This window comes from Pontibacter mucosus, assembly GCF_003054055.1.
GTDB classification, from domain to species: domain Bacteria; phylum Bacteroidota; class Bacteroidia; order Cytophagales; family Hymenobacteraceae; genus Pontibacter; species Pontibacter mucosus.
The window spans coordinates 13,530-34,234 of the sequence record NZ_QBKI01000016.1 but is presented as its reverse complement, the minus strand read 5'-3'; the positions used below and the strand labels follow the sequence as shown (position 1 = coordinate 34,234).

Annotated in this window: 14 protein-coding genes; 8 read left to right on the top strand and 6 right to left on the bottom strand. The window is 47.5% G+C overall.

Annotated features, from left to right (window positions below; translation table 11 throughout):
• Positions 1 to 65: 65 nt before the first annotated feature.
• The 6 genes from C8N40_RS21820 to C8N40_RS21795 form a co-directional block, all read right to left on the bottom strand.
• Entirely contained in the window at positions 66 to 773 is a 708-nt protein-coding gene (locus tag C8N40_RS21820) for a YebC/PmpR family DNA-binding transcriptional regulator (protein WP_108213937.1), read from the bottom strand.
• Positions 774 to 1,292: 519 nt separating this feature from the next.
• Positions 1,293 to 1,928 carry an ABC transporter ATP-binding protein gene (locus C8N40_RS21815; RefSeq protein WP_108213936.1) on the bottom strand — a complete coding sequence of 212 codons (636 nt, stop codon included), beginning with the start codon at positions 1,926 to 1,928 and terminating at the stop codon, positions 1,293 to 1,295.
• Positions 1,918 to 2,709, bottom strand: coding sequence for an acyl-ACP--UDP-N-acetylglucosamine O-acyltransferase (gene lpxA, locus C8N40_RS21810; RefSeq protein ID WP_108213935.1), 792 nt, complete (start codon positions 2,707 to 2,709; stop codon positions 1,918 to 1,920). Before lpxA ends, C8N40_RS21815 begins: the two co-directional genes overlap by 11 nt.
• Positions 2,706 to 4,100 carry a bifunctional UDP-3-O-[3-hydroxymyristoyl] N-acetylglucosamine deacetylase/3-hydroxyacyl-ACP dehydratase gene (locus tag C8N40_RS21805; RefSeq protein WP_108213934.1) on the bottom strand — a complete coding sequence of 465 codons (1,395 nt, stop codon included), beginning with the start codon at positions 4,098 to 4,100 and terminating at the stop codon, positions 2,706 to 2,708. The genes lpxA and C8N40_RS21805 overlap by 4 nt, the downstream gene beginning before the upstream one ends.
• Before the next feature lie 303 nt (positions 4,101 to 4,403).
• Positions 4,404 to 5,426, bottom strand: a complete 1,023-nt coding sequence (lpxD, locus tag C8N40_RS21800) for a UDP-3-O-(3-hydroxymyristoyl)glucosamine N-acyltransferase (protein ID WP_108213933.1) — start codon at positions 5,424 to 5,426, stop codon at positions 4,404 to 4,406.
• A gap of 1,094 nt (positions 5,427 to 6,520) precedes the next feature.
• Positions 6,521 to 7,750: an HD domain-containing protein gene (locus C8N40_RS21795; protein ID WP_108213932.1), complete on the bottom strand. Its 1,230-nt coding sequence runs from the start codon at positions 7,748 to 7,750 to the stop codon at positions 6,521 to 6,523.
• Between the two features lie 419 nt (positions 7,751 to 8,169).
• Here C8N40_RS21795 and porX point away from each other — a divergent pair, with 419 nt between their 5' ends.
• The 8 genes from porX (at position 8,170) to C8N40_RS21745 (ending at position 20,673) form a co-directional block, all read left to right on the top strand.
• Entirely contained in the window at positions 8,170 to 9,732 is a 1,563-nt protein-coding gene (gene porX / locus C8N40_RS21790) for a T9SS response regulator signal transducer PorX (protein WP_108213931.1), read from the top strand.
• Positions 9,725 to 10,180 (top strand): tRNA (adenosine(37)-N6)-threonylcarbamoyltransferase complex ATPase subunit type 1 TsaE, encoded by a 456-nt coding sequence (tsaE, locus tag C8N40_RS21785; protein WP_245905230.1) that lies wholly within the window; start codon positions 9,725 to 9,727, stop codon positions 10,178 to 10,180. Before porX ends, tsaE begins: the two co-directional genes overlap by 8 nt.
• 427 nt (positions 10,181 to 10,607) lie before the next feature.
• Complete coding sequence (locus C8N40_RS21780) at positions 10,608 to 11,834, top strand: alanine dehydrogenase (RefSeq protein WP_108213929.1); 1,227 nt, start codon at positions 10,608 to 10,610, stop codon at positions 11,832 to 11,834.
• Positions 11,835 to 12,044: 210 nt separating this feature from the next.
• Complete coding sequence (locus C8N40_RS21775; RefSeq protein WP_108213928.1) at positions 12,045 to 13,529, top strand: MBOAT family O-acyltransferase; 1,485 nt, start codon at positions 12,045 to 12,047, stop codon at positions 13,527 to 13,529.
• Positions 13,529 to 14,455, top strand: coding sequence for an SGNH/GDSL hydrolase family protein (locus C8N40_RS21770; RefSeq protein ID WP_108213927.1), 927 nt, complete (start codon positions 13,529 to 13,531; stop codon positions 14,453 to 14,455). Before C8N40_RS21775 ends, C8N40_RS21770 begins: the two co-directional genes overlap by 1 nt.
• Before the next feature lie 73 nt (positions 14,456 to 14,528).
• The gene (locus C8N40_RS21765; protein WP_108213926.1) at positions 14,529 to 16,448 is read left to right on the top strand and encodes an acyltransferase family protein; all 1,920 of its coding nucleotides are present in this window, start codon (positions 14,529 to 14,531) and stop codon (positions 16,446 to 16,448) included.
• 1,296 nt (positions 16,449 to 17,744) lie between these two features.
• On the top strand, positions 17,745 to 19,055 hold the full coding sequence (locus C8N40_RS21750; protein WP_108213923.1) for a nucleotide sugar dehydrogenase: 1,311 nt from the start codon (positions 17,745 to 17,747) through the stop codon (positions 19,053 to 19,055).
• 169 nt (positions 19,056 to 19,224) lie between these two features.
• Positions 19,225 to 20,673 carry a lipopolysaccharide biosynthesis protein gene (locus C8N40_RS21745; RefSeq protein WP_108213922.1) on the top strand — a complete coding sequence of 483 codons (1,449 nt, stop codon included), beginning with the start codon at positions 19,225 to 19,227 and terminating at the stop codon, positions 20,671 to 20,673.
• Positions 20,674 to 20,705: the final 32 nt, after the last annotated feature.

The following is a 20,705-nucleotide window of genomic DNA, read 5'->3' as shown; positions in this document are numbered from 1 at the left end:
TTATTAAAAATAAAGTGGCTGCCCGAGTGTACCCAGGCAGCCACTTTGGTGTTAGATTCTTATACTTAGGCCATGTTGTGGTACACGGCCTGCACATCGTCGTCTTCCTCGAAGCGCTCTATCAGGCTAAGCACTTCTTCCTCCTGCTCCTCGGTCAGCTCGGTGCGGGTGGTCGGGATACGCTGCACCTCGGCGCTGATCACGTTCAGTCCTTTCTCCTCCAGGCCCTTCTGCATGTTGCCGAACTCAGTGAAAGGCGTCTCTATGATGATCTCCCCCTCGTGCTCGTAAATGTCCTCGGCGCCGAAGTCGATGAGCTCCAGTTCCAGCTCTTCCAGGTCCGCTCCTTCAGCAGATACCTTGAAGATGCCCTTGCGATCGAACATGAAGTCGAGGGAGCCTGTTTTGCCCAGCGAGCCGCCGCCTTTGGAGAAGTGCATGCGCACGTTGGCAACTGTACGGTTCAGGTTATCGGTGGCGCACTCTATCACCACGGCAATGCCATGCGGTGCGTAGCCCTCGTATACTACCTCTTCATAGTCTTTTTCCTCCTTGGAAGAGGCACGCTTGATGGCTGCTTCCACGCGGTCTTTCGGCATGTTTACGCCTTTTGCGTTTTGGATAGCTGCTCTCAGGCGGGAGTTTGTATCGGGGTTAGGACCGCTTTCTTTCACGGCCATCACTATCTCTTTGCCGATGCGCGTAAAGGCCTTCGACATCTTGTCCCAGCGTTTAAACTTACGGGCTTTTCTGAATTCAAATGCGCGTCCCATAGTATAGAATTATTGTGCCTGCAAATTTAGCTAGCTTCCGTGTAAAATGGTAATTTTTTGCTTATAGCTTGCTTGTTGTTAGTCGTTATTAGTTATTCGTTGATAGTTGTCCGTCTATAGTTTGGAGTAGGTGCAAGCATAGCAGCCTGCACAGGAAAGCACATCCTTGGGTTTGCGGAAGTATGGCAAGTATAAATTTATACTTCGGATGCGGTTGAAAGTATAAATCCTTCGAACTGTCGGGCTTCCATTCACTCCTTACGGTTTACCTTTAGCGGACTTGTGGCGCCCGCCTTATCCTGTTACGTAATTTTTGAATTAATTAGCAGTAGTTTGAGTACTGCGGAGTTATAGCAGCCTGTTTACAAAGGCGCTTCCCGGGCTTATACTTTCGCCAGTTGAAAACTGGCCTCATGTTCACCACAAGTTGAAAACCTGCGGTAGATAAAGGGATAAGTATAGCCTAAGCAACCCGGCCAAGTAAAAATCATCCCACGAACAACTAATAACGATCAACGATCAACGAACTTTCGGCAAGGGGTGGTAGTCCGAAATGCGCAGTTGCTCGTCGCAGAAGCTGTACTCGTGCTGAATGTTGGAGCCGACGAGGATGAGGCGGTTTGCCTTGTTCTGGGAGACGTGCTCCTGGTACCAGGCAACACCTTCCTGATCCAGGTTAGTGGTGGGCTCGTCGAGCAGGAGCATGGCGCTGTCGGAGTAGATGGCCAGGCCTAGTTTGAGGCGCTGCTTCATGCCAGAGGAGAAATCCTTAACGAACTTGTTTTTCGAGCGCTGCAGGCCCATCCTGTCGACCAGCTGCTCCTTGCTCAGGTTCTGGCGCAGCGGCTTAAAGCGGGAGTGGAAATCGATGAGCTCGAGCAGGGTGAACTCCTCTACCAGCTCCAGGAAGGGGGCTGTGAGGGAGAGGTGGCGGTACACCTGGTCCTGCGCAACAGCTTTGCCGGAGAAAGTATACTTCAGCTGGCCTTCGCTTTCCAGGTTGTGCCCGGCAATGATGGTAAGAAGTGTGGATTTTCCGGACCCGTTATGCCCCAGTATGGCGTAAGAGGTACCCGACTCAAACGTGTAGGTCAGGTTCCGGAAAATCCACTCGTAGTTATAGCGTTTACCTAAGTCCGTTAGGTTAACTAGCATCTTTTGCGAAATAGCCTTTTATGATACCGCGGCCGGAGTTGCGCACAAAGTTGATGATCTCGTCGCGCTCCCTGCTCGGGGAAAGCTCCAACTCGATCTTATCCAGCGCCTGGCTGTTGTTCAGGCCGTTCAGGAACAGGATGCGGTATACGTGCTGAATCTCGTTTATCTGCTCGCTCACGTAGCCCCTGCGGCGCATGCCGATGGAGTTGATGCCAGCGTAAGAGAGCGGTTCACGGGCAGCCTTCACAAACGGAGGCACGTCTTTGAGCACCAGCGAGCCACCGGATACAAAGGAGTGGGCTCCGATTTTGGCGAACTGGTGCACCAGCGTAGCGGCGCTGACAATGGCATAGTCATTCACCTCCACATGGCCGGCAATCTGCACCGAGTTACCGATAATGCAGTTATCCCCAATCAAACAGTCGTGGGCCACGTGGGCGTAGGCCATCACCAGGCAGTTTTTGCCGATAACGGTTTTCATTTTGTCGATGGTGCCGCGGCTCACGGTTACGTACTCGCGGATAACGGTGTTGTCCCCGATGTGGGTGGTGGTTACCTCGCCGGCAAACTTCAGGTCCTGCGGGATAGAGGATATCACGGCTCCCGGGAAAATCTTACAGTTCTTGCCGATGCGGGCACCTTCCATAATCACGGCATTGGAGCCAATCCAGGTTCCCTCGCCGATCTCCACGTTCTTATGGATTGTTACAAACGGCTCAATAACAACGTTATGCGCAATCTTGGCTTCTGGGTGTACGTATGCTAATGGCTGGTTCATGCGTCTTTCTTTACTATACTTGCCGACATTTCAGCTTCCATTACCAGTTGCCCGCCCACAAAGGCCTGACCACTCATTTTGGCAATACCGCGCTTGATAGGAGCCAGCAGTTCACATCTAAAAATTATCGTATCACCCGGAATAACCTTGCGCTTGAAGCGGCACTTGTCTATGCCCAGGAAATAAGTCCAGTAGTCTTCCGGGTTCTCCACCGTGTTCAGCACAAGAATCCCGCCAGTTTGTGCCATGGCCTCTATCTGGATAACCCCCGGTAAAACCGGGTTGCCCGGGAAGTGGCCCTGGAAGAACGGTTCGTTCATGGTTATGTTCTTAACGCCCATAACCGTGGTATCGTCTAAATGGATAATTTTATCGATCAGCAGAAAAGGATAACGGTGCGGCAGCGTGGCAGCTATCTGGTTGATGTCCATCACCGGCTTTTTCTTCGGGTCGTAGGTAGGCACGTTTTTGATAGTTGCCTCGTGGATCATCTTCTTCACCTTCTTGGCAAAGGCAATGTTGGCCGCATGACCGGGCCGGGCAGCCAGGATCTGGCCTTTTATCGGACGACCGATCAGGGCCAGGTCACCCAGCAGATCGAGCAGCTTGTGGCGGGCCGGCTCGTTTCTGAAGCGCAGCTCGGTATTGTTCAGGATGCCCTCCTCTTTCACCTCTACCTTCTGCTTCTGCAGCAGCTCCGACAGGTGCGTCAGTTCCTCGTCCTGCACCACACGGTCTACAATCACGATGGCGTTATCCAGGTCGCCGCCCTTTATCAGGTTCTGCTTGTAGAGCATCTCCAGCTCGTGCAGGAACACAAAGGTGCGGGAGGGGGCGATTTCTTTCTCGAACTGCTCCAGGTTGGTGATAGAGGCATGCTGGCTGCCAAGTACCGGCGAATTGTAATCCACCATCACGGTTACGCGGTAGTCGTCTAAAGGCAGGGCGGCGATCTCTACGCCACGGGCCTCATCCTTGTAGCTGAGCCCTTGGGTGATCTCGAAGAAGTTGCGCAGTGCGTTCTGCTCCTGCAGTCCCGCCTCGTGCAGCACCTTCACAAACTCTATAGAAGAACCGTCCATGATGGGGGGCTCCGGGCCATCGAGCTCTATAAGTACGTTGTCTATCTGCAGGCCAACCAGGGCAGCCAGGGTATGCTCCACGGTGTTTACGCGCGCGCCGTTCTGTTCAATGGTAGTGCCTCTTGACAGGTCTACCACGTTATCCACATCTACATTAATGATGGGCTTGCCAGGCAGGTCGATGCGCTGGAATTTGTGTCCATGGTTGATAGGCGCGGGCTTGAAGGTCATGTTCGAAACCACGCCGGTGTGCAACCCAATGCCCGATACAGTTACCGGAGCTTTGATGGTGTGCTGTTTATCGTTCATTCACGTATCTATAGTCGTGTAAGTGCTCGTGTTGGGTGATGCGCAGGCTACCCTTAGCCAAGGCTTTGGCCCTGCAAACTTAAGATATAAAATAGGGTATTGCCAACTTTTGTGGATAAACTAACGCCCGCAAGACGAAAAGAAAGTACAGGATAAGGCCAAACCTATACCAGCGGCGTGACAGAAGCATGATCGGATGCGCTCTTGCTAACGTAGCTTGAATTATACTTTGGTATCCGGCTATACTTGCCAAACCTGAAAGTTATACTTTCAGAGCCGTACAGCTGAGCCTTGTATGCGCTTTTATACTTTCTCTTTCAGTATTTCCAGGTCCCGCTGCAGCTCGGGCAGCTTGCGGAACACGGTCATGGCGCGCAGGTTCTGCTTGTAGTCGAAGGCCGGTGAGCCCTGAATGATGAGTCCTTCTTCCTTAACGGATTTAGACACGCCGGATTGTGCCCCAATGGTGGTTTTGTTGGCGATGGTGATATGGCCCACAATGCCCACCTGACCTGCAATAACGCAGTTGCTGCCAATTCTGGTAGAACCCGAAATGCCTGATTGGGAGGCGATAACTGTATCTGATCCCACTTCTACGTTATGGGCAATCTGTACCAGGTTATCGATTTTAGAGCCCCTGCGGATGATGGTGGAACCCATGGTAGCGCAGTCGATGGTGGTGTTGGCCCCGATGGAAATATCGTCCTCCAGCACCACGTTCCCGATTTGCGGAACAGCCTTGTAGGTGCCGTCGGGCTGTGGCGCCCAGCCAAAGCCGTCGCTGCCCAGCACGGCGCCGGAGTGGATGGTGCAATTGCTGCCCACCACCGTGTTGGCATACAGTTTTACGCCCGCAAAAATGGTGGTGTTATCGCCGATGGTGACGTTGTCGCCGATGTAGACCTGCGGGAAGATGCGCACGTTGTTTCCGATGCGGCAGTTGGCGCCGATGTAGGAGAAAGCGCCGCGGTAATGGTTCTCCCCGATCTGGCTTCCCTGGCCCATAAAGCAGGGCTCTTCCACACCGGTTTTAGAAGCCAGCAGCGCTGCCTGGTAGTACTGCAGCAGCGTGGAGAAACTGGAGTAGGGGTCTTCTACCCGGATAAGGGTAGCCTTGGTCTCTTTTTTGAGTTCCAGCTTATCCGATACAATCACGGCGCTGGCACTGGTTGTATATAAGAATGGCTCGTACTTCAAATTAGAAAGAAAAGCGAGGGCGCCGGTCTGGGCCTCCTCGATCTTAGCTAACGTGCTGACCTTTACAGTGGTGTCTCCCTCTATCTTGCCCTGCAGCAAGTCAGCAATCTGTTGAACGGTAAATTCCATTTTGTAAAATTAGAGCAAAAACTCAAAAACGCTAACGCTTTGGGGGTGCAAACTTAATAAAAAAATCCTGCCCTGCACATTATATAGAAGTTTATACTTTGAATGGAAATAGCGTGTGGTGGGTTGGTGGTTGAGGGGTGCCGCTGTGTAGGATTCAAGTTGATTTCTGAGGTGAGGGTTCCTTAAGGAGGAGGCTTTGCAGAGAAGTAATGATTAACCCAAAGTATAATGCTGCCACCAGATTCAGTTTCACTGCTTTTTATGAGACAATGCCTAGGCGTAGGAGGGGCTTGCATGGGTATTGGCAGTAGATTGTGGGGTATACTTGTTGAGCAAGTATTTCCATCTTTTTACGACTGGAGAGGGATTTTCTGCAATACCGGGTCCAACCACTCCTTGCCCCTCCTTGACTAAGGAGGGGAGTCTGAAGTTACGCTTGCCGAAGTATAAGCTCTATATCTTCAGTTCTCGCGCGGACAGGTCTCGACCTGCCCCTACCCCCTTCGAAGGGGGACTTGGCTGAAGCTCCGTCAGCTGTGGCTATCGACCTTATCCCAGCCTTTGGGTTGAGCGCCTCGAGAGGTTCCGGTGCCCGGAGGGTATTGCGACCGAAGGGTAGCAAAGGAAGCGAAAGCAGCGCGATGCCCGAAGGCGAGCCCTCTCGGGCTTGAGAGCTCCAAAGTATAAATGCAACAATAGGTATGTTAGTCTGGAGGATAAACGGCAGCTAGTAAGGATAGCTTGGTTCAAGTAGAAGGAAGCAGCGGCTAGGAAAGTATAAGCTAGTAAATATAAAAGTATAGCTTAAGTATAGCAGCACCGCCAAAGCATAAAGTATGGCTTTTCAAGCCAGTTGGGTTACAAACCCAACCTCATAGTAGGCACGGGTTGCAAACTCGCGCCAGCGATAGGGTGTAATTCGGCAAGTATAAATCCTGTAAATCCATTCATCCTGAAAATCCTGATTCAGACAAGTATAAAGGATGGCTTTGAACTTAACCTCATGCATGAAAAGGACTGAAGAGTTACGCCAAAAAATAAGGCAGGAAGCCTCCATACTTCCTGCCTTATTTTCAGAGACTTCAAAAAAACTGCTAATGCGCCACTTCCTTCGGATAACAAACGAAGTGTTTCTCTACTTTATAGCTCAGGGCGCGGATATTGGGCAGGTCAGAGGCCTCTGCCACGTCCACCACGTAACCTGATTTGGTGAGCATGTCGATTGTCTGGCCCTCGGCATCGTAGGCGTTGTTGCCAATCTTGCCCGAGATCATCAGGTATTTTATCTCCTCCTCGCCCAGGTTATACTTCTCCTGCACCAGTTCCTTCAGGCCCAGCTGCATGTCCTCTTCGATGGGCTTGCTGGAGATGAGTACTTTAAACAATTTGCGGCTCAGGATGCTTTTGGACAGGTAGGAAAGTATAAAATCCGGGTGCATGGCCCATTCCTTGATGCCGCTCCAGATGTCGTGGTCGTCGAGGGAGACAAAGCGCTCAAGTATACTTTTATCCTGTCTGAAATCGTCCAGCGTAAGGTTGGAGGAGAGGAAAAAGCGGAGGCAGGGGCTGGCAGGCACCTCCACGCCACGCTGCAGCAGCTCCCGGGCCCGCTGCACCACGCGCAGCACCATGTTTTCGGCGCTAATCACGGTTTTGTGCAGGTATACTTGCCAGTACATCAGGCGGCGGCTCACCAGGAAATTTTCTATACTATAAATAGCCTTTTCCTCCACCACCAGCTTGTCGTTGGCCACGTCCAGCATCTTGATTATTCGGTCGGCCCCAATCTTGCCTTCGTATACTCCCGTATAGAAGCTGTCGCGGTTCAGGTAATCGAGGCGATCTACGTCCAGTTGGCTCGAAACGAGTTGGTGGAAGAAGCGCCGGGGATAGTTATCGGTAAATATATCGATGGCCATACTCAATCTTCCGCCGAAATGCTCGTTCAGCAGGTGCATGATGTGCAGCGAGAGGTGCTCGTGGGGCACGTTCTGGAAAATGGCCGTCTCCAGGGCATGCGAGAAAGGGCCGTGGCCCACGTCGTGCAGCAGGATGGCGATGAGCGAGGCCTCGTATTCGGTTTCGTTTATTTCGTTATTTTTACTGCGGAGCGTCTGCAAGGCCGTGTCCATCAGGTGCATGGCGCCCAGAGCATGGTGAAAGCGGGTATGGAGCGCCCCCGGGTATACCATCTCCGTAAGGCCCAGCTGCTTGATGCGGCGCAGGCGCTGAAAGTAGGGGTGCTCGATAATATCGAATATCAACTCTGTCGGGGCCGTGATGAAGCCGTATACAGGGTCGTTGAAGATTTTTTTCTTGTTCACAAAGCCGGAGGTTTGGGTTTAGCTTGATTAACCAGGTATATATACCGCAAGTTTTCAACTTGTGGTGGTAATGAGGCAAGTTTTTAACTTGCGTGATTTGTTAAAGTTTATGCCAGTTGAAAGCAGGCCCCTAAGTTTAGCCACAAGATGCAATCCTGCGGCAGGGTTAGGGGAAGTTATGAATACTTAGTGAGCTCATCACCTATGCACCCATGCCGCAAGTTTCCGCTTTGCGTAGAAGTATAAAAATGAACATAAAGCCAGCTACCTGCTTTAAATATCTTCGGGAATGAGGCTTATGCAAAGCCATCAGTCAAAGACGTATAGTATAATTGGCACGATAGGTGCGGCAAAAGCATCAAATCACCGGGCTTAAAACTAACAGCGAATAACTAACAACCAGCAACAAAATAGTAACTATGCAAAGATACAATATATTATGGGCCGATGACGAGATCGACCTGCTCAAGCCCCACATCCTTTTCCTGGAGGAGCGCGGCTACGACATCACACCGGTAAACAGCGGCACCGACGCCATTGAGGAGTTCCGCGACCGCACTTTCGACATTGTGTTCCTGGATGAGAACATGCCCGGCATCAGCGGGCTGGAGACGCTCAACGAGCTCAAAACCATGCGCCCTGCTGTGCCGGTTATCATGATCACCAAGAGCGAGGAAGAGCACATTATGGAGGAGGCTATCGGCTCAAAAATCACGGATTACCTTATCAAGCCGCTTAACCCAAACCAGATCCTGCTCTCGGTAAAAAAAGCACTGGAGAACAAGCGCCTGGTGAGCGAGAAGACGAACATGAGCTACCAGCGCGATTTCCGGCAGCTGGGCATGGCCTTCGGCGAGCGCCTGAGCCCGGGCGAGTGGGCCGACATCTATAAAAAGCTGGTGTACTGGGAGCTGGAGATTGACGAGACGGAGAACAAAAGTATGGCCGATGTGATCAACATGCAGAAAGACGAGGCCAACTCCAACTTCGCCCGCTTTATTATGGAGAATTATGAGGACTGGATAAACGGCGATAGTGACGAGGCCCCGCTGATGTCGCACCAGTTGTTCAAGGAGCGCGTGTTCCCGATGATGAAGGAGAGCGACCGGCCGGTGTACTTTGTGCTCATCGATAACCTGCGCTACGACCAGTGGAAGGTGCTCGAGCCGCTTATCTCGGACTATTTTTCCGTGGAGTCGGAGGAGATGTTCTACTCCATACTTCCGACCACCACGGCCTATGCCCGAAACGCCATTTTCTCGGGTATGTTGCCCACCGAAATCCAGAAAAAGTACCCCAACATGTGGGTGAGCGACGATGAGGAGGAGGGCAAAAACCTGCACGAGGCCGATTTCCTGGACATACAGCTGCAGCAGAACCGCATTACCGACAAGCATAGTTACCACAAGATCACAAACGTACAAGCTGGCCGCGATTTGTTGAGCAAGTTCAGCAACCTGGCCAACAACAAGCTTAACGTAATTGTTTATAACTTCGTGGACATGCTCTCGCACGCCCGCACCGACAGTAACATGGTGCGCGAGCTGGCCCCGGATGAGTCAGCTTACCGTTCGATCACCAAGTCCTGGTTCCTGCACTCGCCGCTGTTCGATACCCTGAAAATGATCGCTGAGAAGAAGGGCAGGCTCGTGATCACCACCGACCACGGCACCATCCGGGTAAAAAGGCCTTTTAAAATCATCGGTGATAGAAATACAAACACCAACCTGCGCTACAAGCACGGTAAGAACCTGGGCTATACCGATAAAGACGTGTTCACGGTGCGCAAGCCGGAACGATTTTTCTTGCCAAAGGCCAATGTTTCCACTACGTTTGTATTCGCGATAGAAGATTATTTTTTCGCCTATCCGAACAACTATAACTACTATGTGAACTACTACAAAGACACCTTCCAGCATGGGGGTGTGTCGCTGGAGGAGTGCATCATACCATATGTAACGCTTACACCGAAGAATGCATAATATTACCGGAGTTGAACGGGCTCAGCTAAAGATGTCGTCGTTGGAGGATTTGCCAGCGGCGGCTTCTGTGCTTTTACAGGAAGCTGAATCGGAGCCCATCATCCTTTTTGAGGGACCGATGGGAGCCGGCAAAACCACGCTTATCAAAGAAGTTTGCCGGCAGCTGGGTGTGGAAGAGAACGTGAGCAGCCCTACCTTTGCCCTGGTAAACGAATATGAGGGCAGGAGGGGGAAACTAATTTACCATTTCGATTTTTATAGGATTAACGACGAGCGTGAGGCCCTGGACATAGGAGCACCGGAATATTTTGAGTCCGGTAACCTGTGCCTGATCGAGTGGCCCTCGATGATCCCAAGCCTGCTGCCCGAGCACTACCTGCTGGTTGTGATTACGCCGGACGCAGCAGGGGAGGAGAGAGAGGTGAGAGTTAGGGAGTTTAGGAGTTAAAGAGTTGGGGAGTTTAGAAGTTAGAAGGTTACAAAGTTTTTGTTCCCCTCCTCTGGACTAGCCGAAACGGTAGTTTTGAGCTAGCGAGCGTAGCTCTTAGGGGTGGGTTTATACTTTGTAGGGACAGGTCGCGACCTGTCCGCGCAAGGACAGCAAATATAAAACTTATACTTCAGCAACAGTAATTACAGAATTCCCCGCCTTAGACAAGGAGGGGCTAGGGGTGGTTGGACCCGGTAAACATGCTTAAATAAGTATAACGAAAAAACTACCCTAAGCTGGTTCAAGCTTACGAGTCGCACCAGCGACGGTCTGGAAAGCCAGCAGTAAAGTATAAAGTATGAATTTTACATATAAACAGAGTCAGGGAATAGAGGTTGATATAAGAGGATAACTCTTAACTCTAAACTCTTAACTAAATGAACGTATGACGGAGAAGTTCGCCGTAGATTTTGGAAAGCTTGCCACGAGTCCGGCTTTGTACCCGAAGGAGTCGATGCTGGCGGTGGAGGAGCGGCGTAGGAGCTTGTTTATTGGTATCCCGAAGGAGACTTCCTTCCAGGAGAACCGTATCGGCCTCACGCCGGACGCGGTGAAGCAGCTCACAGACCAGGGGCACCGCATTCAGATCGAGGCGGGGGCAGGTAGCCCTTCCAAGTACTCCGACAACGAATACTCTGAAGCCGGGGCAAAGATTGTTTACTCCTGTGAGGAAGTATACCAGGCCGACATCATCCTGAAGATTGCTCCCCCGACTTACGACGAAATAGAATACCTCCGGCCAGGGCAGACGCTGATATCGGCCCTACACTTTGGCAACCTTACCTCTGATTACATCAATGCACTGCTCCGGAAAAAGATCAACGCTATTTCTTTCGAGTTGATCCGCGACAAGTCTGACTCCAAACCCGTGGTGCGTGCTATGAGCGAGATTGCGGGCAGTACCGTGATGATGGTGGCCGCTGAGTACCTGAGCAGCAGCAGCGAGGGCAAGGGCATTATACTTGGGGGCATTACAGGAGTGGCTCCAACCAAGGTGGTTATACTTGGTGCCGGTTCCGTGGCCGAATTCGCCGCTCGTGCTGCTTTGGGTTTGGGTGCCGAAGTCCGGGTATTCGACAATCATATCTATAAGCTCCGCCGCCTGAAGCACAACGTAGGAGCGCAGATCTTCACCTCTACGCTCGACAAGGCCATCATGTACCAGGAAATCAAGCAGGCCGATGTGGTGATTGGTGCCTTCGTGGCTGATGAGGGACAGATTACCTGCGTGGTGGAGGAGAGCGTGGTCGCTCAAATGAATCCTGGCTCCATCATCATCGACGTCTGCATCGACCAGGGCGGCTGCTTCGAAACCTCCGAGATGACCACCCATTCCCGCCCTATCTACCGCAAGTACGACATCATCCACTACTGCGTGCCTAATATTCCTTCGCGGGTTCCCCGCACGGCCTCCCAGGCCCTGAGCAATATTTTTACGCCCATCTTCACCGAGTTCTCCAAGTATGGCGGCATCAACGAGGTGCTGTTCATGAACGAGCACTACCGCAGCGGCGTCTATATCTACAAAGGCAGCCTCACCAATGCACACATTGCCAAGAGGTTCGGTATGCGGTACAAGGAGTTGGGGCTGATGATTGCGGTGAGGAATTAGAACTGGTAATTACGGGCTTTACTAACATGGAGATAGGACAAGTTCCTCTCATTAGCTAAAGAGGTTCAAGAAGGATGTTATTGTAAACAGCATAATATTCTTCTTGAACTCTCATAGGTAGCGTCTTTAGATTTACTTCATAAGTTTCTTTTAAGGGAGTAATAAATTGCACAAATTCGCAACTTAATTACAAAGTGGCTAAACAAACTTATGCTTTTCAATTCGTTTGAGTTCCTCGTCTTCTTCCCGACGGTGGTGGGGCTCTACTTCCTCTTGCCGCACCGCTTCCGGTGGGCGCTGCTGCTGATTGCCAGCTACACTTTCTACATGTTCTGGCGCGTGGACTACGCCATCATCCTGGTCATCTCCACGCTGATTGACTATGTGTGCGGGCGCATGATGGACCGCTACAGCGAGGAGGAGCGGACCAAGCGGAAGCCTTGGCTGTGGCTGAGCCTGCTATCCAACCTGGGCATCCTGTTTACCTTCAAGTACTACAACTTCTTCAACACAGCCGCCAAGGACTTGGCTGATGTGCTGGGGGTAAGCTATGCCGCGCCAGCCTTTGAGCTGCTCCTGCCCATGGGCATCTCCTTCTATACCTTCCAGACGATGAGCTACAGCATCGACGTGTATTACGGCAGGCAGAAGGCGGAAAGGCACCTGGGCATCTTCGCCCTGTTTGTGACTTTCTTCCCACAGCTGGTGGCAGGGCCAATTGAGAGAGCAGGCAACCTGCTAGGCCAGCTCAAGGAAAAGCACGAGTTTGATTATGACAGGGTAACTAATGGCCTGAAGCTCATAGCTTGGGGCCTGTTCAAAAAGGTGGTGATTGCCGATAGGCTGGCCCTGATGGTCAACCAGGTCTACAACAACCCCACCGACTATGAGGGCATTCCCCTGATTATAGCCACGGTATTCTTTGCCTTCCAGATCTACTGTGACTTCTCGGGCTACTCCGACATTGCCATCGGAACGGCCCAGGTGATGGGCTTCCGTTTGATGGAGAACTTCCGCAGGCCCTACTTCTCTAAGTCCATCCGGGAGTTCTGGAGCCGCTGGCACATCTCCCTTTCCACCTGGTTCAGGGACTACCTCTACATCCCCCTGGGGGGCAACAGGGTGGTGAAGTGGCGTTGGTACTACAACCTGTTTGTGGTGTTCTTGGTGAGCGGGCTGTGGCACGGGGCCAACTGGACCTTCATCGTGTGGGGGGCGCTGCACGGATTCTACCAGGTGTTCGGTCTGCTCACTGCTAAGAGGCGCGATGCATTAGTCGAGCGGCTGGGCCTGAACAGGAACAGAACCTTTTACAAGGCGCTGCAGGTGATCACTACCTTTGCGCTAGTGTGTCTGGCTTGGGTATTCTTCAGGGCTAACACAATTTCGGATGCTTGGTACATTACCACACACATGTTCCAAAACTTGGCGGGAAGCACAAAAGAATTTGTAACGCAGTTAGCCTTTGGCGGTGTTGAGCACCTTAGATGGCTGGATAGAAAGGAGTTTATTCTAGCCTTGCTCTTTATTGGCGTGATGGAGGGTGCGCATTACCTGCAACGCAACCGCAAGCTCCGGCTACATATTACTGACTTTAACCCTGTCCTCAGATGGGGGCTGTACTCCGTTTGTCTTCTAATACTGATTTACTTCGGTGTGTTCAGCTCCAATGAATTCATATACTTCCAGTTCTAATGAAAAACTTCGTACTTAAAATTACCCTACTGGTAGGGCTGGCGGCGGCGGTCATGGTACCACTGGCGTGGAAGTTCGAATCCGGTTACGTGGACCCTTTCTACACACGACTGACAACCAGCAAATCACCTTCTCTGATCATCGGCACCTCCAGGGCGGCGCAGGGCGTCCAGCCGCAGGAATTTGAAGAATTGGCGCCCAGGATGCAGAACTTAGCCTTCACGCTCTCACATTCTCCTTTTGGACCTGCCTACCTTGACTTTATCAAAGAGAAGGTAGATGAGAAGGCAACAAACGGCTTGTTCCTTGTCTCTGTAGATCCGTGGGCGGTATCTTCCCTTACCCGGAAGGAGAAGGGCCCTGAACACTTCCGCGAGAAGGACTCCTTTATTTCTAAGATTCACCTCAAGAACGTCAACCCAAACTTTGAGTACATGCTTCGGTTTTACCAGGAACCACTGTACAATGCGTTTAGTAGCGGCAAAAAGGAAATGAGGCTCCATAAAAATGGCTGGCTGGAGGTGAACATCAAAGTGGATTCAGCCATAGTAAAGAATAGAACAGCCAGGAAGCTCAATGACTATGAGACATATGCCAGGGAAGGATCATTGTCTCCGATTCGGCTACAGTCGTTGAGTGAAATGATAGATTTCCTGAAACAGCACGGAGAGGTGTTCCTGGTGAGGCTGCCGACTTCTTCAGAGTTTGCCGCACTAGAGAGAAGGTACTCCCCTAATTTTGACGCAAAGATGCAAGCTCTGGCCGAAAGCCATGGCGTGCATTACCTCAATTATATTGATGCTTCAGGGGCATACCAGACTACAGACGGAAATCACCTATACAGAGAGGCCGGTAAAGCACTCTCAAAGAGAGTCGCTTCAGACATTATACATATTAAACAGCTAGTCTCTGCTGATGCTAGTTAGTTATAAATACAGCAGCCTCTCCTTTTATTATAGCATCCATTTACAAAGACCACTCAACGATTAAATATATTATATGACGATTGAAAGCCTGCCTAAGAATAGCTTTAGGTATGACATAAATGCCCTTAGAGCTATTGCTGTACTAGGAGTGCTGTTTTTCCACTACAAAGTTCCCTATTTAGAAGGTGGATTCACAGGTGTAGATATTTTCTTCGTCATCTCTGGCTACTTGATGACTAGAATAATTCTCGGATCGATAGGAAGGGATGAATTTTCCTATAAGGATTACATTGTAAAAAGGTTAAACAGAATTGTCCCTGCACTGTTGTTTCTTGTTATTGTGCTTACAATAGTAGGCTTCTTTGTTTATCTACCCGAAGATTACAGACTAAATCAACGGAACGCTGCAGCTAGCTTGCTGTTTTATTCCAACATATTGTACTGGCAAAGTGCTGATTACTTTGCCCCTTCTTCTGACACCAATATCCTTCTGCACACTTGGTCTTTGTCTGTTGAGTGGCAGTTTTACTTACTATACCCTATCGCTCTAATTATATTAAAAAGGTTATTAAAAAAGCAAAAGACCTTTGTTGTGTTCTTCACTGGTTCTACACTGGTGATACTTATTGCTTCCATTATTTATTCAAACTACAACCCAACTTCCTCTTTCTACCTACTTCCTACCAGATCTTGGGAAATGCTTGCAGGCGGGGTTGCCTTATTTTCAGAAAGAGTACTTAAAAGCCACATAAGTAGGAAGGTTACAGCAATAGTAGGATATCTGTTAATTTTGGTGTCCCTGTTAGTTCTCGATCCTTCCATGGTTTGGCCAGGAGTTTATACTATTATCCCTGTTCTGGCAACATTCTTAGTGATAGTAGCAAACTATAGTGACTTTAGAATAATAAGGCATGAAAGTGTCCAGTTTATTGGCCGGATTTCATACTCTCTGTACTTATGGCACTGGCCAATTTATGTTATAGCGCTTTATTTTGGAGTTGAAGCAGGTTGGATATCAGGCTTTTTACTCACCCTTATATCTTTCGTTTTAGGGTACGTTTCTTATACTTACATTGAATCCTATAAATTCAATAGTATTACACCGATTATTGCTGGCATGTGCATTCTTTTTATTAGTGCTACAGCCCTTAGCTATTATAGCACAAATCACGTGTTGTTTAAACGTAAGACATTAGAAATTGCGAGCTATCGCTCAAGCCACCAGAGTGAGATAGATAGCTTAATGAGTACTGGTGAATGTTTCCTTACATCAAAGCATACCGGAATAAAAGACTACAAACAGAATGTCTGTTTAAACCTAGATAAGGATAAGAAAAATTTTCTACTCATTGGTGATAGCCATGCAGCCCACCTTTCAGCATCCCTGAGAGAACACCTTGAAAGTAATGATAGCCGTCTCTATTTAATCGCATCAAGTGGAGGCTTCCCTACTCTTGAGCCCTTTGGCAATAGCAGGTTTAAAGAAGTCATGGATTACGCCTACAGAGACTTTATCCCTAACAATGCTGACCATATAGATGGAGTTATACTAAGCGCGAACTGGGTAAAAGCGATGAGTTCTGTTACTACCACTGAAAAGCTCATCAAATACATGGCTGAGACTATCTCTTATCTTGAGAAACATAACATAAGCACAATTATAATCGGTCAGACAGATGTTTATGTTATTCCTTACCCAACAATAGTAGCAAGAGAGCACGAGTATGACTTAAAACTCAGAAACAGCTACATAAACAAAGAGATTTATCAAATCAATGAGATTCTAAACAGGGAGTTTAAAAGTAATTATGCCTCTGTTTTAGAATCTAATCCTGCCTCTTTTATGCATGTTGGCGACACCCCTTTTCTCTGGGATAACAACCATTTAACTAAAGTAGGCGCTGACTTAACTGTTGGGAAAATACTGGAAAACCAAATTTATCAAAGTTTTTTTAATGCTGGTTTTAAATCTATTGCACATAAGCAACTTTAGATTACCTAATTTACAGGCTCATATACTTTATTATATATGAGCCTGTAAATTAGGGTGTGCCACTATTCAATGTCCTATTCTGACTTTCTCTCAAGGCAACACACCTTCTAACTTCTTGATCCTATGTATTGACTTACTGAATTTATTGATAAATAGACTTGTATAAGTTCTCTTAATGTATATGGGAGCTATTCCGAAAATAGGAATTAGACTTTGGATTCTCTTTTTAGCTTATCATAGAGTTAACCAATGAGAAGCTAAAGGATTTGCTACCGGATGCTGTGAAACGGGCAGATAGTCGCGGCAAGCCAGCTTCGGACAAGCGACAGGTGCCGGAAGGGGGTTTGTGGATCTTACGCACCGGTGCCACTAAAAGGGCTTACCGGCACGGTTTCCACTTTATCAGACCTGTCACAGAAGGTTCCAGCAGTGGCAACAGCAAGGCATGGTGGGGGCGCTGTTGTTGGAGAGATTAAATACGGGTAAAGGCACAAAACGTATGGTAGTCACTCAATGCTGCAGGTCCTGTGCTTTCTTTCTCAGTTCGCTCCGTAACTCCGCACGAAGTAGGGCTGGTAGAGCAGGTGATGGAAGAACGCTTCAAAGAGCCCATGCTCAGCGGTTGATCGGCAACAGGGCCTATGACCTAGATCCGCTGGATGAGAAACTCAGGCAAAAGGGTGTAAAACTATCGCCTTGCACCGAAAAAATAGAGTCAAGGGAAAGACTAGAGGGGCCGAAAGCTCTGGCGCTATCGCAAAAGATGGAAGGCGTAGCGCTTCCTTGCCTAGCTCTATAACTTTAGAAAAACGCAGGTCAGGCATGAGTATAAAGCTGAGAACTATCTGGTCTTTCTTCGGCTGACCTGTATGAAAATCGTGCTCAGGTATTTTTGAGGTGACTTCTAATACTTATTATGAATTTAGGTTATAAGCTAATTCCTGGTTGTCTCGTATCACGAATTATGAAATATCAAAAGGACACTCCAATCTAATTAATAGATTTTTTACTTTGTCCGGCTCAATGTTATAAAGTTAGACCTGCTTCATATACTAATCAACTCATTTAGTTATTTTTACCATCATACTCTGAAGCAGATCTAATTAAAAAGCGATTTCAAGTGTTTTAATCTTACCTAATGGAGGCATATCCCAAATGATAACTGTAAATTTGTCATTTACATAGCACATATTATGCTAAGGAGGTATTGTCTATACCGAATAAAGAACTCATACCTTTTGTAGGATTAGTCAGTTGAAATGAGATTGTCTTATTAATATAACTTTACAAGGAATAATGGCTAAAGTAACTAGAACTGATTTAGGAAACGCTAGAATAGCAATAATTGGATTAGGTTATGTAGGACTGCCCTTGGCTGTTGAGTTTGCGAAGCAGTTTAAGACCCTTGGTTTTGATATCAATCAGCAAAGAATAGAAGAGCTTAACCAATCCCACGACCATACTTTAGAGGTCTCAAATGAATTATTGGCGGAGGTAATTACACAAGACTGCACAATTGAGAAAGGTCTATTCTGCACAAACAAGCTAGAAGATATTCAGCAGTGTAACTATTTTATTATTACGGTGCCTACCCCTGTTGATAGGCACAATCGCCCAGACCTTACACCACTTTACAAAGCCAGCGAGACAGTAGGGAAGGTGTTGAAGAAGGATGATATAGTAGTTTACGAGTCAACCGTTTATCCGGGTGTAACAGAGGAGGAATGTGTGCCAGTACTGGAGGAGGTGTCAGGCCTGAAGTTTAACGCAGACTTTTTTGTAGGCTACTCTCCGGAACGAATTAATCCGGGCGATAAGGAACACACTGTTGCCAAAATTTTAAAAATAACATCAGGCTCTACACCAGAGGTTGCAGATAAAGTAGATGCACTTTACAATACGGTAATCACAGCCGGTACCCATAAAGCCACCTCAATTAAAGTAGCAGAGGCCGCAAAAGTAATAGAGAATGCCCAGCGCGATATAAACATTGCTTTTGTAAACGAATTAGCCAAAATCTTCAACCGCCTTAATATTGACACTAATGATGTTTTGCAGGCCGCTGGTACAAAGTGGAACTTCTTGGGATTTAAGCCGGGCCTGGTGGGAGGGCACTGTATTGGGGTAGACCCGTATTACTTGGCACAGAAAGCGCAGGAAGTAGGCTACCATCCTGAGATTATTTTAGCTGGCCGTCGCTTGAACGACGGCATGGGGGAGTATGTGGCGCATGAGGTGATAAAGCTGATGGTAAAGAAAGACATACCTGTGAAAGGAGCCAATATCCTAGTGTTAGGTATTACTTTCAAGGAGAACTGTCCAGACGTGCGCAATACGAAGGTGGTAGATATCCTGCACACATTAAAGGATTTTCAAACTAATATCACGATCTATGATCCCTGGGCTGAGCCCGCAGAAGTGAAGCATGAGTATAGCTGGGACTCTGTAACAAGTCTAGACAATTCTATTGCATATGATGCCGTTATCCTAGCAGTATCGCATAAGGTGTTCGAGCAGCTTGATTTGAGTAAGCTAAGCAAGCCGAATGCAGTAATTTATGATGTGAAGGGAGTGCTGCCAAAGGCGTTGACTGATGCAAGGTTGTAGTATTTATACCTTAAAATATAAAAAATGCAATTAAGTAAAGACTGAGTTCATAATTGCATATGAAGGTGCCATATTTTAGCTGGAGGTGTAAGCAGTACAATTTAGAGGAGGTATAAACAGGATTCAAATAAATTGATTATTTGCTCTCGCCTAATTATATAAAATTTACATGAATACAAAAACCTTAAAAGGTAAGGTTATAACTGGTATTATCTGGAACACAGTTCAATTAATAGTTAACCGGTCTTTCTCTTTTGTTATTAAGCTTGTTTTAGCTAAGATCCTATTTCCTGAGCAATTTGGATTAGTAGGAATGGCAGCTGTTTTTACGAGTTTTGTTCAGGTTTTTAATGATTTGGGATTTGGCGCTGCTTTAGTACAACGCAAAGAAGAAGATTTAAGAGAAGAGCATTATCATACTTCCTTTTGGACGGGTATTACTTGGTCAATAGCATTATACATTTTAATCGCTTTGATTGTAGCTCCATTGGCAGCTGAATTCTATAAAGAGCCTGTTATGGAGCAAATTATTCCAGTACTTAGCCTAGGTGTGTTAGCAAGTCCAATCAATCTAGTGCATAGAGCCCAACTCACTAAACAACTTGATTTTAGAAGGCTTACTTATATAAGTAACTTTAGTAGCATTTTCTCTGGAATACTATCATTAATACTAGCTTTTTCGGGTTTTGGGGTTTGGGCGTTGGTTTTCAATTCTGTTGCTACGTTTGTAGTAGCGATGCCTATGTATTTCAAGGCTACAAGATGGAAACCTAAATTGATCTGGCAAAAAGAGGCATTTACAGAGATTTTTGGGTTTGGCGTTAATACTATGGGCACACAAGTCTTCAATAATTTAATCAGTAAGTTCGACTATCTTATAATAGGGAAACTTCTTTCTGCTTCGGCATTGGGTGTCTATACTTTAGCATTTACTCTAACAGATACATTTAGAGGTCAATTAATGTCTGTTATGAATACTGTTATGTATCCTATTTATGGCAAGAAGCAAGATGATGTAAAATCTTTAACTTTGTATTATCTTAAAGTAGTTGAATACAATGCAATTATTATCTATCCCATCATGATGGTGATGATGTTGTTTGCATCACCTATCATTTCTGGATTCTTTGGTGAAAAATGGTTAGATGCAATTATACCTGTTCAAATCCTTTCAGTATCTGTAGTTTTTCACTTGATGGTAAGTTCTAATACTTCTTTGATAAGAGGAATGGGAAAACCAGGATTAGAATTTAAACTACAGCTCTTCAAATCTTTAGTGCTTTATGTACCTTTGATTTTTTTAGGTACAAAACTATATGGTACAGTGGGTGCTGCAATGGCTATTTTGATTAATAAAGTACTGAGTGTTTTTATTGCACAATACTACCTAAAGAAGCTTTTAAATATATCATTTTCAAGATTGTTGATAGCCATTAAACCAAGTAGCTTTGGGCTTATTCTTGGATTAGGAGTGGGTTATTTATTGTACTTTAAATTAAAGATATTTTGGCCAGTTAGTGCGGCGGCTTCTTTAATGATTTATACATTGATAGTTTACTTGATGATTGGCAAAGAATTACTGCACCAAGTACGCTCCTTTAGAAACCAAAAAATGTAATAAGAAAAATGATAAGAAGTATAATTAATAAA

Excerpts from the sequence above, each read along its gene's own strand:
- C8N40_RS21820 (WP_108213937.1), bottom strand. The coding sequence starts at position 773 with ATGGGACGCGCATTTGAATTCAGAAAAGCCCGTAAGTTTAAACGCTGG.
- C8N40_RS21815 (WP_108213936.1), bottom strand. The coding sequence starts at position 1,928 with ATGCTAGTTAACCTAACGGACTTAGGTAAACGCTATAACTACGAGTGG.
- lpxA (WP_108213935.1), bottom strand. The coding sequence starts at position 2,709 with ATGAACCAGCCATTAGCATACGTACACCCAGAAGCCAAGATTGCGCAT.
- C8N40_RS21805 (WP_108213934.1), bottom strand. The coding sequence starts at position 4,100 with ATGAACGATAAACAGCACACCATCAAAGCTCCGGTAACTGTATCGGGC.
- lpxD (WP_108213933.1), bottom strand. The coding sequence starts at position 5,426 with ATGGAATTTACCGTTCAACAGATTGCTGACTTGCTGCAGGGCAAGATA.
- porX (WP_108213931.1), top strand. The coding sequence starts at position 8,170 with ATGCAAAGATACAATATATTATGGGCCGATGACGAGATCGACCTGCTC.
- tsaE (WP_245905230.1), top strand. The coding sequence starts at position 9,725 with ATGCATAATATTACCGGAGTTGAACGGGCTCAGCTAAAGATGTCGTCG.
- C8N40_RS21780 (WP_108213929.1), top strand. The coding sequence starts at position 10,608 with ATGACGGAGAAGTTCGCCGTAGATTTTGGAAAGCTTGCCACGAGTCCG.
- C8N40_RS21775 (WP_108213928.1), top strand. The coding sequence starts at position 12,045 with ATGCTTTTCAATTCGTTTGAGTTCCTCGTCTTCTTCCCGACGGTGGTG.
- C8N40_RS21770 (WP_108213927.1), top strand. The coding sequence starts at position 13,529 with ATGAAAAACTTCGTACTTAAAATTACCCTACTGGTAGGGCTGGCGGCG.
- C8N40_RS21765 (WP_108213926.1), top strand. The coding sequence starts at position 14,529 with ATGACGATTGAAAGCCTGCCTAAGAATAGCTTTAGGTATGACATAAAT.
- C8N40_RS21750 (WP_108213923.1), top strand. The coding sequence starts at position 17,745 with ATGGCTAAAGTAACTAGAACTGATTTAGGAAACGCTAGAATAGCAATA.
- C8N40_RS21745 (WP_108213922.1), top strand. The coding sequence starts at position 19,225 with ATGAATACAAAAACCTTAAAAGGTAAGGTTATAACTGGTATTATCTGG.